The organism is Gallibacterium genomosp. 2, from assembly GCF_000771895.1.
GTDB lineage: Bacteria > Pseudomonadota > Gammaproteobacteria > Enterobacterales > Pasteurellaceae > Gallibacterium.
In genome coordinates, this window is the sequence record NZ_JPXY01000051.1 from 1 (window position 1) to 17,574 (window position 17,574).

General features: G+C 36.8%; 18 protein-coding genes. 12 read left to right on the forward strand and 6 right to left on the reverse strand.

The genetic code is table 11. The annotated features are described in order from the left end of the window. Positions 1-209: 209 nt before the first annotated feature. Positions 210-899, forward strand: coding sequence for a pirin family protein (locus tag P375_RS10385; RefSeq protein ID WP_039136784.1), 690 nt, complete (start codon positions 210-212; stop codon positions 897-899). 44 nt (positions 900-943) lie between these two features. Here the strand turns inward: P375_RS10385 and P375_RS10390 are convergent, their stop codons facing one another. Continuing rightward, positions 944-1,753, reverse strand: a complete 810-nt coding sequence (locus P375_RS10390) for an IclR family transcriptional regulator (protein ID WP_039136786.1) — start codon at positions 1,751-1,753, stop codon at positions 944-946. A gap of 224 nt (positions 1,754-1,977) precedes the next feature. On the opposite strand from P375_RS10390, the gene yiaK reads away from it, so the two are divergent. From yiaK to P375_RS10440, 10 genes are all read left to right on the forward strand, one after another. Beyond that, positions 1,978-2,976 (forward strand): 3-dehydro-L-gulonate 2-dehydrogenase, encoded by a 999-nt coding sequence (gene yiaK / locus P375_RS10395; protein WP_039136787.1) that lies wholly within the window; start codon positions 1,978-1,980, stop codon positions 2,974-2,976. Between the two features lie 44 nt (positions 2,977-3,020). Next, entirely contained in the window at positions 3,021-3,488 is a 468-nt protein-coding gene (locus P375_RS10400) for a YhcH/YjgK/YiaL family protein (protein WP_039136789.1), read from the forward strand. Positions 3,489-3,496: 8 nt separating this feature from the next. Further along, complete coding sequence (locus P375_RS10405; protein ID WP_039136791.1) at positions 3,497-3,979, forward strand: TRAP transporter small permease; 483 nt, start codon at positions 3,497-3,499, stop codon at positions 3,977-3,979. Next, positions 3,976-5,256: a TRAP transporter large permease subunit gene (locus P375_RS10410; RefSeq protein ID WP_039136794.1), complete on the forward strand. Its 1,281-nt coding sequence runs from the start codon at positions 3,976-3,978 to the stop codon at positions 5,254-5,256. The genes P375_RS10405 and P375_RS10410 overlap by 4 nt, the downstream gene beginning before the upstream one ends. 15 nt (positions 5,257-5,271) lie before the next feature. Then, positions 5,272-6,249 carry a TRAP transporter substrate-binding protein gene (locus tag P375_RS10415; RefSeq protein ID WP_039136796.1) on the forward strand — a complete coding sequence of 326 codons (978 nt, stop codon included), beginning with the start codon at positions 5,272-5,274 and terminating at the stop codon, positions 6,247-6,249. Between the two features lie 55 nt (positions 6,250-6,304). After that, positions 6,305-7,792, forward strand: coding sequence for an FGGY-family carbohydrate kinase (locus P375_RS10420; protein WP_039136798.1), 1,488 nt, complete (start codon positions 6,305-6,307; stop codon positions 7,790-7,792). 19 nt (positions 7,793-7,811) lie between these two features. Next, entirely contained in the window at positions 7,812-8,462 is a 651-nt protein-coding gene (locus tag P375_RS10425; protein WP_039136800.1) for a 3-keto-L-gulonate-6-phosphate decarboxylase UlaD, read from the forward strand. A gap of 20 nt (positions 8,463-8,482) precedes the next feature. Further along, complete coding sequence (locus tag P375_RS10430; RefSeq protein ID WP_039136802.1) at positions 8,483-9,343, forward strand: L-ribulose-5-phosphate 3-epimerase; 861 nt, start codon at positions 8,483-8,485, stop codon at positions 9,341-9,343. Then, the gene (gene araD / locus P375_RS10435) at positions 9,337-10,032 is read left to right on the forward strand and encodes an L-ribulose-5-phosphate 4-epimerase (protein ID WP_039136804.1); all 696 of its coding nucleotides are present in this window, start codon (positions 9,337-9,339) and stop codon (positions 10,030-10,032) included. Before P375_RS10430 ends, araD begins: the two co-directional genes overlap by 7 nt. Positions 10,033-10,178: 146 nt before the next feature. Continuing rightward, a complete protein-coding gene (locus P375_RS10440) occupies positions 10,179-11,747 on the forward strand; it encodes an AbgT family transporter (RefSeq protein ID WP_039136806.1) in 1,569 nt (522 codons plus the stop codon). 187 nt (positions 11,748-11,934) lie between these two features. On the opposite strand, the gene aroE is transcribed toward P375_RS10440, so the two are convergent. From aroE to P375_RS10465, 5 genes are all read right to left on the reverse strand, one after another. Then, positions 11,935-12,765, reverse strand: coding sequence for a shikimate dehydrogenase (aroE, locus tag P375_RS10445; protein WP_039136808.1), 831 nt, complete (start codon positions 12,763-12,765; stop codon positions 11,935-11,937). 2 nt (positions 12,766-12,767) lie between these two features. Beyond that, positions 12,768-13,331 carry a Sua5/YciO/YrdC/YwlC family protein gene (locus tag P375_RS10450; protein WP_021462150.1) on the reverse strand — a complete coding sequence of 188 codons (564 nt, stop codon included), beginning with the start codon at positions 13,329-13,331 and terminating at the stop codon, positions 12,768-12,770. After that, positions 13,315-13,848 (reverse strand): DNA topoisomerase family protein, encoded by a 534-nt coding sequence (locus P375_RS10455; RefSeq protein ID WP_039136809.1) that lies wholly within the window; start codon positions 13,846-13,848, stop codon positions 13,315-13,317. Before P375_RS10455 ends, P375_RS10450 begins: the two co-directional genes overlap by 17 nt. 21 nt (positions 13,849-13,869) lie before the next feature. After that, the gene (gene rraB / locus P375_RS10460) at positions 13,870-14,268 is read right to left on the reverse strand and encodes a ribonuclease E inhibitor RraB (protein ID WP_039136811.1); all 399 of its coding nucleotides are present in this window, start codon (positions 14,266-14,268) and stop codon (positions 13,870-13,872) included. Positions 14,269-14,339: 71 nt separating this feature from the next. Continuing rightward, positions 14,340-14,696 (reverse strand): DUF4870 family protein, encoded by a 357-nt coding sequence (locus tag P375_RS10465; protein WP_039136813.1) that lies wholly within the window; start codon positions 14,694-14,696, stop codon positions 14,340-14,342. Between the two features lie 248 nt (positions 14,697-14,944). Here P375_RS10465 and adhE point away from each other — a divergent pair, with 248 nt between their 5' ends. Then, complete coding sequence (gene adhE / locus P375_RS10470; RefSeq protein WP_039136815.1) at positions 14,945-17,560, forward strand: bifunctional acetaldehyde-CoA/alcohol dehydrogenase; 2,616 nt, start codon at positions 14,945-14,947, stop codon at positions 17,558-17,560. Positions 17,561-17,574 lie beyond the last annotated feature (14 nt).

Sequence of the window (17,574 nt, forward strand, 5' to 3'; positions counted from 1 at the left end):
AAACAATGAGTAAATATGGTTTTTTCTATTAAAGTGCTTTCTATCTAACTTTATTAACAAACAAAGAAACTTATTGTTTTTTAGTCTGTAGTACTGAGGTTATTATTTCCTAATAAGAAACAAACCTTTCACAAACTTGCTATTCATTTCTTATTTTTATAACTCTACAATAAAACACACAAGTAAAGATTAAAAATAAGGAACATATTATGTTATATATCAGAAAAGCAAATGAACGCAGACGCGCAAACCACGGTTGGCTCGACTCTTACCATACTTTCTCTTTTGCCGGATATTATGATCCAAATTTTATGGGATTTTCGAATTTACGAGTAATCAACGAAGATCGTGTTGCTTCGGGTCAAGGATTCGGCACTCATCCACATAAAAATATGGAGATTCTTTCTTATGTTTTAGAAGGCACTATCGCTCATAAAGACAGTATGGGTAACGTACAACAACTTCCTGCGGGTGAATTTCAGATTATGTCCGCCGGCACAGGTATCACCCATTCGGAATTTAATCCGAGCGATACAGAAGGATTGCATTTTTATCAAATATGGATTGAACCAAATGAATTAAATATCAAACCTCGTTATGATCAAAAAGCATTTCCAGCTCAAGAAGGGGCAACACTCATCCTTTCACCAACAGCGGAAAATGGTTCATTCAAGGTATATCAAGATATGAAGTTATGGCGTTATCAGCTTTCCGCCGACAAGACAGAACAGATTACATTGAACTACAATCGCAACTATTGGTTACAAGTAGTAAAAGGGGATTTAACTATAAACGGTAAAGTCGTTCATACTAGTGACGGCATTGCCATTAGCCAAGAAACATTGCTTGAAATCATCACCAAAACCGATGTCGAGTTTTTGTTGTTTGATTTGGTGTAATTTTAGATAAGAAATGCGGTTTTACCGCATTTCAATAAATAAAACTATATTTCTTTATTTGAAACATCATCTTTTAACCAACCTAACTCTTCTGAAACAGAGTTAGCTGTATTTATAAGTGGTTGTAAAATATGAGAATGACCTAATTGACCTAGTTTTATTGTAGAGAGAGAAATTGATATTGCATATTGAATTTTATTCTGAGCATTAAAAACTGGTGCGGCAATACAGGATATTCCTAGCTCATTTTCCTCTCTATCCATAGAAAAACCGTTTTGACGAATAATCATAAGCTCTTGTTGCATAACGGAAATATTAGTAATCGTGTTATAGGTTAATTGTTCAATAATTTTGTTACTTCTCTCCCAATAGTCAGCCAATTTTATTGATTCATCATATGCCAAAAATAATTTTCCCATTGCTGAACAGTACAACTGCATATACTGACCAATATAAGAACGAGTTCTCATCATACCTGTTGTTGGTTCAAGCTTATAGATCAAAATAACTTGATCACCATCTCGATAAGAGAAATTAACTGTTTCTCCTAATTCTAAATTTAATCGTTCTAAATGAGGTGCAGCAACATTAATTATGTTCATAGAAGATAAAACTTTTTGACCTAATGCAAGACACTTTGTCGATAAGCGATAACTCCCAGCTGCAAGTGCAGGTTTCACAAATCCAGCAGCCTGTAAACTCTGTAATAAACGATGCGTTGTACTTTTGTTTAATTGAGCTATATCCGCAATACTAGCTAAAGGACAACCATTTGGATAATTACTAAGAATATCAATAAGATGAAGTCCTCTTACCAAACTCTGACTTCCTGCAGTTTTTTCTTCTGTTTTCATACTTTGTTCATACCCTATTATTTCAATATTTTTAACACCATTCCAGTAAGTATATTACTATGACTTTATAAAAATTTTATACATCTTCATCAATATATTAAATGTTAAGCAATGAGATATAGATCACAAAATTAAAATAGATCTTTCTTTCACTGTTGACTAATCTCTTTTCAAGTTTATTATTTGAAATACAATTTTATTATATGAAATTAAAGGTAAAGAAAATGAGAGTGAGTTACCAAGAATTAAAATCTGAATTCAAACGGGTGCTATTATCTAAAGGCGTAAATGAACAAACAGCTGAAGATTGTGCAACTATGTTTGCTGATACTACTCAAGCAGGAGTGTACTCTCACGGAGTCAATCGTTTCCCTCGTTTTATTCAACAATTAGAAAAAGGGGATATTCACCCAGAAGCACAACCGACAAAAGTTCTCTCTTTAGGCGCCATTGAACAATGGGATGCTCATCAAGCGATAGGTAATTTAACCGCGAAAAAAATGATGGATCGTGCAATGGAAATTGCTGATGAATTTGGGATTGGTGTAGTCGCATTAAAAAATGCTAATCACTGGATGAGAGGTGGTGGTTATGGTTGGCAAGCCGCAGAAAAGGGTTATATCGGAATTTGTTGGACTAACTCTATCGCAGTTATGCCGCCTTGGGGAGCAAAAGAATGTCGAATAGGAACTAACCCTTTAATTATTGCTATCCCAAGTAACCCTATCACTATGGTTGATATGTCTTGCTCTATGTACTCTTATGGGATGCTAGAGGTTAATCGTTTAGCCGGTCGCCAAACTTTCGTTGATGCGGGATTTGATGATGAAGGTAATTTAACACGTGATCCAGCTACTGTTGAAAGAAACCGTCGTTTATTACCTATGGGATTTTGGAAAGGATCCGGCTTATCTATCGTCTTAGATATGATCGCAACTTTATTATCTAATGGGCTTTCCGTTGCTGAAGTAACAGAAGAAAAGGACGATGAATATTGTGTATCTCAAGTATTTATTGCTATTGAAGTTGATCGGCTAATTGACGGTAAAACAAAAGATGAGAAATTAAATCGTATCATTGAATATGTAAAAACAGCTGAAAGGGCAGATCCTAACGTTGCAGTTCGCTTACCTGGACACGAATTTACAACATTATTAGCTGAAAACAAAGCAAACGGCATTCCGGTTGATGATACAGTTTGGCAAAAACTAAAATCCTTATAACAATTCTTATTGTTATGTCGAAACTTTATTAAGGAGGAATATTTATGTTTTTCGGTCACATCCGGCAATTAGAATTATCTTACTATCCAGAAGCAATTCAAAAAGCGCTTCTTTTTCTGAAAAATACTGATTTTAACTCATTAGCTGTTGGTCATTATCCAATTGAAGGAGACAAGATTTTTGCACAAGTTTTGGATCTAACAACTCAGGAAAAAGAATCTATTTTGCCGGAAGCCCATAAATGTTATTTAGATGTCCAATATTTACATAGTGGTCAAGAATTGATTGGGGTTACTGTAGATATTCCTCCTAAAGATATTGCGATTCCCTATAATCCAGATCGCGATATCTTATTCTATAAAAATGTCCCATATGAAACTATGTTGGTTATGAGACCAGGTAACTTTGCTATCTTCTTTCCTCAAGATATTCACCGTCCCGCTTGCATTGATCAGGAAAGTTCTTCTATTAGAAAAATTGTAGTAAAAGTATCAATAGACTTACTTAAGTGAGGTTTTTTATGGATAAATTTAACCTTTTCACTAAAAAGCTATTGGAAATTTGCGTTGCTGCTATGCTAGCAGTTATGTCATTTTTAGTATTTTTAAATGTAGTTCTTCGCTATAGTTTCAACACTAGTTTTACAATGACAGAAGAACTTTCACGTTTTTTATTTATTTGGGTTATTTTTTTAGGTGCAATTCTAGCTTTTTCAGAAAATGCCCATGTTAATGTTTCAGTACTTTCAGACAAATTATCAAAAAAAGGGAAACTAATTCTTTCTCTATGTACAAACGCTATTATGCTTATTTGTTGTTATCTTATCTTTACCGGTAGTTATCAACAGATGGTTATCAATTGGCATAACTATTCTCCAATATCAAGTATTCCTACAGGTATCAGTTTTTTAGCAAGTACTACTATGAGTTTTGGTATTGGCTTATTAATTATTTCTCGTCTTATTGTTAATATTGCAACTCTTTTTAGGGGAGAAAAAGTATGACAATTTTTATTTTCCTAACTGTTCTCCTTAGCAGCATTTTTCTGGGTATTCCCGTTGCTTTCTCATTAATCGTCTGTGCTATTGCACTTATGATTCATCTTGATGTATTTGATCCACAAATCCTGGCACAAAACCTAGTCAGTGGTGCTGACAGTTTTTCCCTACTTGCTATCCCTTTCTTTGTTTTAGCAGGTGAAATAATGAATGAGGGGGGATTATCAAAACGCATTATTGACCTACCAATGAAACTTGTTGGGCATAAACGTGGAGGGTTAGGTTTTGTAGCTATTATTGCTGCAATGATTATGGCTAGCCTATCCGGTTCTGCCGTTGCTGATACTGCCGCAGTTGCTGCAATGTTAATTCCGATGATGAAAACAACCGGTTATCCAATTCACCGCTCTGCGGGGTTGATAGGAGCCGCTGGCATCATTGCACCAATCATTCCCCCATCAATTCCATTTATTATTTTTGGTGTAACAAGTGGAGTATCTATTACTAAGCTCTTTATGGCAGGTATTTTCCCTGGCATTTTTATGGGGTTATGTTTAGCTGTACTTTGGGCTTGGCAAGCTAAACGATTAAATTTAATGACTTTTTCTAAAGCCTCCAAACAGGATCTCTGTATATCATTCAAAAATAGTATTTGGGCTTTATTACTTCCTGTAATCATTATAGGTGGTTTTAGATTAGGTATTTTTACTCCTACTGAAGCTGGAGCAGTAGCAGCATTTTATGCATTATTTATATCACTTTTTGTCTATAAAGAACTTAAAATTTCCCAGCTATATAAAGTTTTGGTTTCATCAGCAAAAACAACGTCTGTTGTAATGTTACTAGTAGCTGCTGCTCAAGTATCCGGTTGGTTAATTACTATCGCTGAACTGCCACAACAAATTACAGAACTTCTTGAGCCTCTTTTAGATTCACCAACTTTACTACTATTTGTTATTATGGCAGCAGTGTTTGTTATCGGTATGGTAATGGATCTTACTCCTACTGTTCTAATTTTAACGCCTGTACTAATGCCGCTTGTTGAAGAAGCTGGTATTGATCCCGTTTATTTTGGGGTCTTATTTATACTCAATACATCTATTGGATTAATTACGCCTCCAATTGGTAATGTATTAAATGTCATTACTGGTGTCTCAAAATTACCGTTTGATCAAGCGGCTAAAGGCATCTTCCCTTATATGTTTATGTTATTGGGCTTGTTAATACTCTTTATTTTCTTCCCAGCACTCATTTTAGAACCTTTCCATTGGCTACAACCTTAATTTAAGGAGAATCATATGAAAAAACTAACTGCTTTTTTTGCCAGTTTAACTTTAATAGCAGCTACTGTAAGTGTACAAGCCGAAACCACTTTACGTTTTGGTTATGAAGCACCAAGAAGCGATACCCAACATTTAGCTGCAAAAAAATTTAATGAGTTACTTAAAGAAAAAACTAAAGGAGAAATTAAGTTATCACTATTTCCCGACAGTACATTAGGCAATGCCCAAGCTATGATTAGTGGAGTCCGAGGAGGAACAATTGATCTTGAAATGTCAGGATCGCCGAACTTTAGTGGGTTAGTACCTAACCTCAATGTCATTGATATTCCTTTTATTTTCCAAAATAAAGAACATGCTTATCGTGTTTTAGATGGTGAAATCGGACAAGGTCTTTTAAAAGAATTAGAAGATAAAGGATTAAAAGGATTAGCTTTCTGGGAAGTAGGCTTCCGTTCTATGACCAATTCGAAACATCCTATCCATACACCTGAAGATGTAAAAGGATTAAAAATTCGTACTAATCAAAATCCTATGTATGTTAAAGCCTTCCAATTGTTAGGTGCGAATCCAGTTCCAATGCCACTTTCAGAGTTATACACTGCATTAGAAACACGAGCTGTCGATGCCCAGGAACATCCTATCGGTATTGTGTGGTCTGTGAAGCTTTATGAAGTACAAAAATATCTTTCATTAACTAATCATGGTTACACACCATTACTAGTGGTAATGAATAAAGCGAAATTCGATGGACTTTCTCCAGAGTTACAACAAGCCATTATTGAATCAGCTCAAGAAGCAGGTAAATATCAACGTGAACTTAATGCTAAAAAAGAAATTGAAATCCTAGATAAAATGAAGAAGGCAGGCGTTGAAGTTATAGAGCAAGTTGATATGAAACCTTTCAAAAATGTGGTTGAGCAACCTGTTCGCCAATTCTTTATAGAAAAAAATGGTGACTCATTAATTAAAGCTGTTGATGCATTAGCAAATTAATAATGGAGTATAATGGGGGAGGCTCATCCCCCATTACCCAAAGCGGAGAAAAATAATGGCATTTTGGTTAGGTATAGATTGTGGTGGAACATTTATTAAAGCGGGAATTTATGATGATTCAGGAAAAGAATATACGACTTTCCGACAGAGCTTAACCGTAATTAGCGAAAATCCTGGTTGGGCTGAACGTGATTTAAATGAATTATGGTCTGCCTGTATTGCAGTCATTAAAGGCGTATTAAATCAAGAAACAATTAACGCCGATGACATTAAAGGTATCGGTATCTCCGCCCAAGGCAAAGGCGTTTTCTTACTAGATAAGCAATTACAACCTTTAGGAAAAGGAATCCTATCTTCTGACCAACGTGCATTATCAATTGTTAAACAGTGGCAACAACAGGATATTCCAACAAAATTATATCCACTCACTCGACAAACATTATGGACTGGGCATCCCGTTTCTATTTTACGTTGGCTAAAACAATTTCAACCTGAACGCTATCAAAATATTGGTGCCGTTTTAATGTCTCACGATTATTTGCGTTTTTGTCTTACAGGTAAATTAGGCTGTGAAATTACTAATATTTCAGAATCTAATTTATATAATATGGAAACTGGTCAATACGATATTCAATTAGCTAAATTACTTGGTATTGATGACATCATTTCTTGTTTTCCTCACATCATTAATTCATCTGAAATTGCTGGTTATATTACACCTGAAATCGCAAAAATAACTGGATTATCTGTCGGTACTCCTGTAGTGGGGGGACTATTTGATGTCGTGTCAACTGCCTTATGTTCTGGTATCCAATGTGAATCAGTTAATCAAACGACCACACTTAACATCGTATTGGGAACTTGGACTGTCGTAAGCGGAATTACTGACTATATCGATCAAAGTCAGTCATTCCCATTTGTATATGGACGTTATGCTCAACAAAATCAATTTCTTGTACACGAAGCCAGCCCTACTTCTGCTGCAAATTTAGAATGGTTTACTAAGCAATGGTTAAATCTCGACTATAACAAAATTAATAATATGATTGAGGAATTACCTAAAGCTGAAAGTAGTATTTTATTTGTACCCTTTTTATATGGTTCAAACGCAGGTCTCGGAATACATTCCGGTTTTTATGGCATTCAATCGATTCACTCTCAAGCTCATTTATTACAAGCTATTTATGAAGGTGTCATATTTAGTTTAATGACGCACTTGGAACGAATGCTTCAACGATTTCCACAAACTAAAACGATCAGATTAACAGGCGGACCAGCCCGTTCTCCTGTATGGCGGCAAATGTTAGCCGATATCAGTGGACTACCTCTGGAAATTCCTTCTATATCAGAAACTGGATGTCTAGGTGCTGCATTAACTGCGATGGTTGGTAGAGGTATTTATCCCGATTTTGCTACTGCACAGAAGAACCTACAACACGAAGTGATTAAGGTACAACCTGATCGTAATGTATATGAAAAATACCGTAACAAATATCAAAAATATACAAAATTTGTTCAAGCATTAAAAACTCTTGAAAATTAATTATAAAATAGGTGATTTTATGACAAAACCTTTATTGCAATTAGCTCTTGATTGCCAAGAAATGAATACCGCATTCACCAGTATAGACACAGTAAAAGATCATATTGATATTATTGAAGTAGGAACAATTCTTGCCTTTGCTGAAGGAATGTCCGCACTAAAACAATTAAAACAGAAATATCCGAACCACATTCTTGTTTGTGATATGAAAGCCACTGATGCGGGTGCTGTACTTGCCAAAATGGCTTTTGAAGCAGGGGCAAATTGGATTACTGTTTCAGCCGCTGCTCATATTGCCACTATAGCAGCAAGTAAGAAAATTGCTGATCAATATGGTGGCGAAATTCAAATTGAACTTTATGGACATTGGACATTTGAAGATGCAAAACAATGGGTTGATTTAGGAATAAAGCAAGCAATTTATCATCGCCCTCGCGATGCCGAACTTGCTGGAATAGGTTGGACAGCAAATGATTTGGAAAAAATATCTAGTTTATCTAAACTAGGATTACAACTTTCTATCACCGGAGGCATTACTCCAGAATCAATCTCTTTATTTGCCCCTTTTAATGTAAAAGCTTTTATCGCCGGACGAAGTTTAACCGGAAATAATGGTTACCAAATGGCAAAAAACTTCAAAAATGCTATCCAAAATAATTGGTCATCATAATAGATATTAAGGAATTAAATATGAGAACACATAAATTAGGTATTTATGAAAAAGCTTTACCAAAACACCTTAGCTGGCAAGATCGTCTTTCTACCGCTAAAGCTTGTGGCTTTGATTTCGTAGAAATTTCTATTGACGAAACTGATGAACGTCTTTCTAGACTAGATTGGAGCAAACAAGAGAGAATTGAAATTGTCAAAGCAATTATCAACACTGGGATTACAATACCGTCTATGTGCCTTTCAGGGCATAGACGTTTTCCCTTTGGTTCTCATGATGAAAAAACAAGACAAAAAGCTTATGAAATTATGGAAAAGGCTATTCAATTAGCAGTTGATATTGGTATAAGAACAATACAATTAGCTGGTTATGATGTTTATTATGAAGAACAAGATGAAGGTACGATTAAACGCTTCCAACAAGGTTTGGAATGGGCTGTAAAACTGGCAGCAAGCAATCAAGTGACACTTGCGGTCGAAATTATGGATACTAAATTTATGAGTTCTATCAGTCGTTGGAAGTTGTGGGATAACTTAATTCAATCACCATGGTTTACTGTTTATCCCGATATTGGCAATCTATCTGCTTGGAATGATAATATTGAAGAAGAATTACGACTTGGTATCAATAAAATTTCTGCAATCCATCTAAAAGATACTTTTAAAGTAACAAATGATTGCAAAGGTCAGTTTAGAGATGTTCCTTTCGGTCAAGGCTGCGTTGACTTTGTTAACACTTTTAAAATCTTAAAAAGCTTAAATTATCGCGGTGCTTTCCTTATTGAGATGTGGACAGAGAAAGCTGAAGAACCGATTTCTGAAATTATTAATGCTAGACGTTGGATAGAAAATAAAATGAAAGAAGGAGAATTTGAATGTTAGAACACTTAAAACAACAAGTTTTTGAAGCAAATTTAGATTTACCAAAATATGGACTTGTCACTTTTACTTGGGGGAACGTTAGTGGCATTGATAGAGAGAATAATCTTGTCGTTATTAAACCCTCAGGCGTAAGCTATGACACTATGACTATCAATGATATGGTGGTCGTTGATTTAATAACAGGCAAAGTTATAGAAGGCAATAAAAAACCATCTTCTGATACTCCAACACATTTAGAATTATATCGACAATTTCCGACTATTGGCGGCATTGTCCATACACATTCACGCCACGCCACTGCTTGGGCTCAAGCAGGTATAGATTTAAAAGCATTAGGAACAACACATGCAGATTATTTTTATGGTGCAATTCCTTGTACTAGGAAAATGACAGAACAGGAAATTAATGGTGAATATGAGTTAGAAACGGGGAAAGTTATTGTTGAAACATTCCTGAATAGAAAGATCGAAGCCAAAGATATTCCGGCAGTATTAGTACATTCTCACGGACCATTTGCTTGGGGAACAGATCCTCACAATGCCGTTCACAATGCTGTTGTGCTAGAAGAAATTGCTTGTATGAATTTATTTACTTATCAACTAAATAGTAAAATTGACTCAATGCAACAAGTGCTATTAGATAAACACTATTTACGTAAACATGGTAAAAATGCCTATTACGGACAGTAAATAGCTATAGATACTTTAATAGAGTCTCTTTTTCTTAAATTTTAAAAGATTAGATATTTTGTTCTATATAGTGTGGATTTTTTGTTCAAAACTGATTAAATTAACTATTGTTAATTTATTGTTAGAAACACAAGGCGAGGTATGATATGACAGTAACAAAAACTCCACCTAAAGGAAGTAAATTCCTAAGAACTGTTGAATGGCTAGGGAATGCACTGCCCCATCCAGTAACATTATTTGTGATTTTAATTACTTTACTATTAATTGCATCAGCATTAGGAGAATATTTTGGAGTTTCTGCTATAGATCCTCGTCCTGAAGGAGCTAAAGGACGTAATGTTGATGGGGTAATTTATGTAGTTAGCCTATTAAATCAGGAAGGATTAATTAAAATTCTCACCAATTTGGTGAAAAACTTTACCAACTTTGCTCCTCTCGGTACAGTATTAGTTGCAATGCTTGGTGTTGGAATTGCTGAGAAATCAGGGCTAATTTCTGCCGCAATGCGTTTGCTCGTGTTAAAAGCTCCACGAAAACTTACTACATTAGCTGTAGTTTTTGCTGGTATTATGTCGAATATGGCTGCTGAATTAGGCTATTTAGTACTTATTCCGTTAGCTGCAATTATTTTCCATTCTTTAGGGCGACACCCATTAGCAGGCTTAGCCGCTGCATTTGCTGGGGTATCAGGTGGTTATTCTGCCAATTTATTATTGGGTACTATCGATCCATTATTAGCTGGGATTACGCAACAAGCTGCACAAATCATTGATCCGAATTATCTAGTTGGAGCAGAAGCAAACTGGTACTTTATGTGTATCAGTACTTTCATTATTTCTGTCATTGGTTATTTGATTACTGAAAAAATTGTAGAGCCACAATTAGGTGAATACAAAGGTTTATTAAGCCAAGATGAAATTGATGAGCAACGTTCAGCTAACGTTACTCCTTTAGAGCGTAAAGGCTTAATATTTGCTGGCTTAGCTTTCTTATTCTGTTGTATTTTACTTGCGATCAGTGTTGTGCCAGAAAATGGTATTCTACGTAACCCAACTACAGGTTTAGTGGCAGGTTCACCATTTTTAAAATCTATTGTCGTCTTTATTTTTGTTTTATTTGCTATCCCTGGAATCATATATGGTATGGTGGTGAAAAGCATTCGTAATGATAAAGATGTCGTCAATGCAATGGCAGAAATAATGAGTTCTTTAGGGCTTTATTTAGTAATTATTTTCTTTGCTGCACAATTTATCGCTTTCTTTAGTTGGACAAATATTGGGCAAATTATTGCAGTAAAAGGCGCGAATTTACTGAATGAACTAGACTTACACGGTGGCTTATTATTTATTGGTTTTATTCTAATTTGTGCTTTCATTAACTTAATGATTGGCTCAGCCTCAGCACAATGGGCTGTAACAGCACCTATTTTCGTGCCAATGCTAATGCTTGCGGGGTATGCGCCAGAAGTAATTCAAGCAGCATATCGTATTGGTGACTCTGTAACCAATATTATCACCCCAATGATGAGCTATTTCGGTTTGATTATGGCAACGGTTATTAAGTATAGAAAAGATGCTGGCGTAGGAACCATTGTTTCAATGATGCTGCCTTATTCCATTGCATTCCTTATTGCTTGGTCTGCACTCTTTTTTATCTGGGTATTTGTTTTTGGGTTGCCTGTAGGCCCAGGCTCAGCCACTTATTACACCCCATAGTATAAAAATGCAGTAATATTTCATTGTATCAGGTTACTAACAAACCTATGATACTTCATCGTAGGTTTGTTTTTATCCACTTCATCTATCAAACAAAAAAGTAATCGGAAGTTACTCTTACTAGCTCAAAGGGCTAACTTTTTTCTAGTGCTTTATCTGAAGTTTAAATAGGGTCTTAATAATACCTCTACATTACTTCCAACCAATTTCTTTCATTCACCATTTCATTAATGTGTGGCATAACACCTTCCCACAACAAAAAAGAGTGAGCAGCTTGAGCCACCAACATTCCTAAACCATCACTACAATGCTGAAGCCCTAATTGTCTGCAATGTTGGATAAAAGGCGTTATTGCACTTGGTGTATATTGCATATCATAAACGGCTGCACACTTCATTAACACATTATCCGCAACTGGAGCAACCTGCCCGTGTAATCCGCTAGAGGTAGCATTAATCACCACGTCAAAATGTTGATAAGGAATATCCTGCAAAGTCGTTGCTTGAATATTGCCATAAACAGAAAATTTTTCAGCCAATGCCATCGCTTTTTCTAATGTCCGATTTGCCAAAGTAATCTGCTGTTTCGCCTGCAATAACGGATACAACACACCTTTGCTCGCACCGCCTGCGCCTAATAGCAAAATATGCTGATCCGGCTGCAACCACCCTAATCGCTGTAAATCAGTAACCAAACCGGCCCCATCGGTATTGTCTGCAAACAAACTGCCATCTTCCAGCCGTTTTAATGTATTGCAAGCTTGCGCTAAACGGCAACGCTCACTATGCTGATCCGCCAACTTAAATGCACGTTCTTTGAATGGCGCAGTAATATTACAACCGTTCGCTCCCTGTTGGAAAAAGGTGACTAATTGTTGCTCAAACTGTTCTAGATCACCTAATTTCGCAACATAATCGAGCGTTTTCCCTGTCGTTTTGGCAAAAATAGCGTGAATTAGAGGTGATTTGCTTTGTGCGATCGGGTTACCCCAAACAGCATAGTGATGTTGTGTACTCATAATTATCCTTTTCTAACAATTTGATTTGTAAAGAGATCTCTGATTTCTGATGGATTTTTCGCATCGCCCACTTCCGCTTGTAACACCGGAAAATTTTCGCCGAATTGAGCCTGTACTTGCTGATAGGTTCTACAAGGCTCTTGACCGCTGAGGTTTGCGCTGGTTGAAGTAATCGGCATCTTTGCCAGTTGGCACAACGTTTCCACCGCCGGATGACAACAAAGCCGAACCGCAATCGTATCAAAACGTCCGGTGAGAAGTGGCGAAACCTGTTTTTGTACCGGCACAATCCAAGTGGTCGGTCTGCTGTAGGTTTGTTGTAATCGTTGTAAATCTTGTGCAGAAAGTTTATTAAAATCAATAATTTGTTTGAAAAAGTTTAAATGTGGCGCAATTAAAATTAACCCTTTTTCTTGTGGACGTTGTTTTAATTTAAGCAGTTTTTCAATCGCCTGATCATTAAAAGGATCACACCCTAACCCAAACACTGCTTCGGTCGGATAAGCGATCACTTCTCCCTGTTTCAACTGGGAAATAATAAAATCTAAGTTATTCATTTCTTTCATAAAAAATATGTTTACAGCTTTTATTTAAACATTGGTAGCTGATTTGCTGTTCATTCTGTTTTTTCACAAATGCCAATGGGAAAGCACATTTTGGACAACTTTTTTCCACCGGTTGTTGTGCCACATTAAAACGGCAATGAGGGTAGTGATCGCAGGCAAAAAATACTTTTCCTCTGGCGCCGCGTTTCGCGACTAATTTTCCTCTACGGCAAGAGGGACAAGTTACCGCTTGATAATCCGCTTTTTGCGGCTCATCATTCACAATGAAATGACATTCCGGATAGTTACTGCAACCGATAAACATACCGAACTGCCCTCGCCGCAATACTAATGGATGAGCACATTCAGGGCAATTCTCTGGTAATACCTTCAAAATTTCGCCTAAAGTTTGGTTTTGTAACGGTCTAAGGTAATCACATTCTGGGTAATTACTGCAACCAAGAAATAACCCCTTTTTACCTCGTTTAAGTTGTAAAAAATGCCCACATTGAGGGCATTTTTCTGCTGATTCATTCATATGCAAGTGAGAACCCTATCATTAATCTTCGTCAAAAAATTCACCGTCATTACCATACTCATCCTCATTGGCATTAGGATCTTCAAAATAGGTTCCCCAACCATCATAAACGCCTTGATGTTTTTTTATTAACGGCAACAGCTCATTCTGCTGAGCATCGATTAATTCTGCTTTTAATTCAATTTCACTAATAATATCAAAGCAATAGATTTCTCCACCATCCTCATTTTCCAACTCTTCCGCTTCGGATACCTCATAACCGAGTTTAAATGCATCCAGTGCAATTTTTTCTAGCTTGTCAAAATCGTGGTGAGAAATATGATGCTCAATAATATAAAGCGCATTCGGATCGCTGCCGTCATTTAGCAAATCATCGATAATTTCACGGGTTTCTTGTTGCAGTGCTGTCAATGCAGACATAATGCTTGCCTCTTGTTATGTTGGAAAGGCTTTATTCTATGGACTATCGTAACGTTAAACAAGTCAAGTACTTAAAATAACCACGTTTTTTCGTTAAGAATAGCTTGATCACGATTTAATAAACGCAATCCTTTGATGGAACGCACCAACAACCAAATCGCTAAGCAAATAAATAGAATATAACCAACCATAACTAAACATAGCACTGTACAAATAATGGCATACAGTAAGCCAATCCAAAATGTGCGAATTTGATAGTTAAAATGGCTTTCCAAATAGGTGCCACGAACATCATCACGAAAAACATAAGCAATCACGATCGCGACAATGCTTAAAAAAGTGATCAAAAACGATGCGATATAAAGCCAATAACCTATCATCGCCCATTTTTTTGTATCATTCATTTTATAAATTGTCGGTTCCATCATTATTCGAACTCCTATTATTGCTCATAATTGATAAATAATATAAAACGAAAAAATCTAAAGATCACATAATTTTTCTTGATTAATCAAGAATTTCAAACCTATTTCAAACAACTTTTAAATCACTTTAACATTTAGCTAACGGTGAATTTGAGCTAGATCAGATTATCTGCTGATACCACAAAAAAGGTAACTTCAAATAGTTATAATTTTATTAGTTAAAATAATTTTTAATTTTTGGGAGAAATCTTATGAGTAAAACATCCGAAGTGGTGGTAAGTCCTGCTCAGGCAGAAGTGGATCAACTTGTCGCTAATGGTTTAGCTGCATTGGAAGAGTTCCGTCAACTTAATCAGCAACAAGTTGATTATATCGTTGCGAAGGCTTCTGTCGCCGCATTGGATCAACACGGTGTGTTGGCAATGCACGCCTATGAAGAAACCGGTCGAGGCGTATTTGAAGACAAAGCAACAAAGAATCTGTTTGCTTGTGAATATGTTGTAAACAATATGCGTCATTTGAAAACCGTTGGTGTCATTAGTGAAGATGATGTTACTGGTATTACAGAAATTGCTGATCCAGTTGGAGTAATTTGTGGTATTACTCCAACCACCAATCCAACCTCTACCGCAATTTTTAAAGCCTTAATTTCCTTAAAAACTCGTAATCCGATCGTTTTTGCATTCCACCCATCCGCTCAACAAAGTTCCGCTCACGCCGCACGCGTTGTTTATGAAGCGGCTGTTGCTGCCGGTGCACCGAAAAACTGTATTCAATGGATTGAAACACCATCTATGGAAGGTACACAAGCATTAATGAAACATCCCGGTATTGCCACTATTCTAGCCACCGGTGGTAATGCAATGGTGGAAGCCGCTTATTCCTGTGGTAAGCCGGCTTTAGGTGTTGGAGCCGGAAACGTTCCTGCTTATGTGGAAAAAAGTGCAAATTTAAAACAAGCGGTACACGATATCGTGATGTCAAAATCGTTTGATAACGGAATGATCTGTGCCAGTGAACAAGCAGCAATTGTCGATAAAGAAATTTATGATGATTTTATTAAAGAGATGCAATCTTATGGCGTTTATCTCGTTAATAAAAAAGAAAAAGCATTACTTGAAGAGTTTATCTTCGGTGCGAAAGCAAACAGTAGCAGTTGTTCTATGGCAAAACTAAATTCCGCCGTGGTTGGCAAACCAGCAGCGTGGATTGCAGAGCAGGCAGGATTCAGCGTACCGGCAAATACCAATATTTTGTTGGCAGAATGTAAAGAAGTGGGAGTGAAAGAACCATTAACTCGAGAAAAACTCTCACCAGTATTAGCTTTATTGAAAGCAGAAAGCACAGAAGACGGTTTAACAAAATCTGAGCAAATGGTTGAATTCCACGGTTTAGGACACTCCGCCGCAATTCATACTTCCGATGCTGAATTGGCAAAAATTTTCGGTGAACGTGTAAAAGCAATCCGCGTAATTTGGAACTCACCTTCAACTTTTGGTGGCATTGGTGATGTATATAACTCATTCCTACCTTCATTAACCTTAGGCTGTGGTTCTTATGGTAAAAACTCTGTTGGTAACAATGTTAGTGCAGTGAATTTATTAAATATTAAACGGGTAGGAAGACGGAGAAATAATATGCAATGGTTCAAAGTGCCTTCAAAAATCTATTTTGAACGTGATTCAATCCAATATTTACAATCAATGAAAGGCGTTGAACGTGTCGTGATCGTTACTGATCGTGTAATGGTTGATCTTGGTTTTGTAGAGAAAATCGCTAAACAACTCACAATGCGAGGGGATCACGTTACTTATCAACTTTTCGCCGATGTTGAACCGGATCCTAGTATCGCAACAGTACGCCGAGGTGTTGAATTATTACGTAACTTCCAACCGGATACTATTATTGCCCTAGGCGGTGGTTCAGCTATGGATGCAGCTAAAGTAATGTGGTTATTCTACGAACAGCCTGAAGTTGATTTCCGCGATTTAGTTCAGAAATTTATGGATATTCGCAAACGTGCTTTTAAATTCCCTCAATTGGGACGTAAAGCTAAATTTATTGGCATTCCAACCACATCAGGTACTGGTTCTGAAGTAACGCCTTTTGCCGTTATTAGCGAAGGCGATAAAAAATATCCAATTGCTGACTACTCATTAACTCCGACTATTGCTATTGTCGATCCGGCATTAACAATGACTGTACCTGCACACGTTGCCGCAGATTCAGGTTATGATGTGTTAGTTCACGCAACAGAGGCTTATGTATCGACTTTAGCTAACGACTTCACTGACGGTCTAGCATTGCAGGCGATTAAACTAGTCTTTGAATTTTTAGAACGCTCTGTGAAAAACGGTGCAAGCGATCCAGAAGCACGCGAAAGAATGCATAATGCATCAACTATTGCCGGAATGGCTTTTGCCAATGCGTTCTTAGGGATGACACACTCTTTAGCTCACAAAGTAGGTGGTCGCTTCCACACACCACACGGCAGAACTAATGCCATTTTGATGCCTTACGTGATTCGTTATAACGGCACTCGCCCGACTAAAACAGCGACTTGGCCAAAATATAATTACTACAAAGCGGATGTGAAATATCAGGAAATCGCTAGAATGTTAGGCTTACCTTGTTCAACACCTGAAGAGGCGGTGGAAGCTTATGCCAATGCGTGTAAAGAGTTGGGGCAAAAAATCGGCATTAAAATGTCATTCAAAGAGCAGGGCATCAATGAACAAGAATTTATGGAGGCTCGCCGTGATTTAGCATTATTGGCGTTTGAAGATCAATGTTCACCGGCAAATCCTCGCTTACCGATGGTTGAAGATATGATTGAGATTTTAACCAAATCTTATTATGGTGAATAACGGCATATAGGACA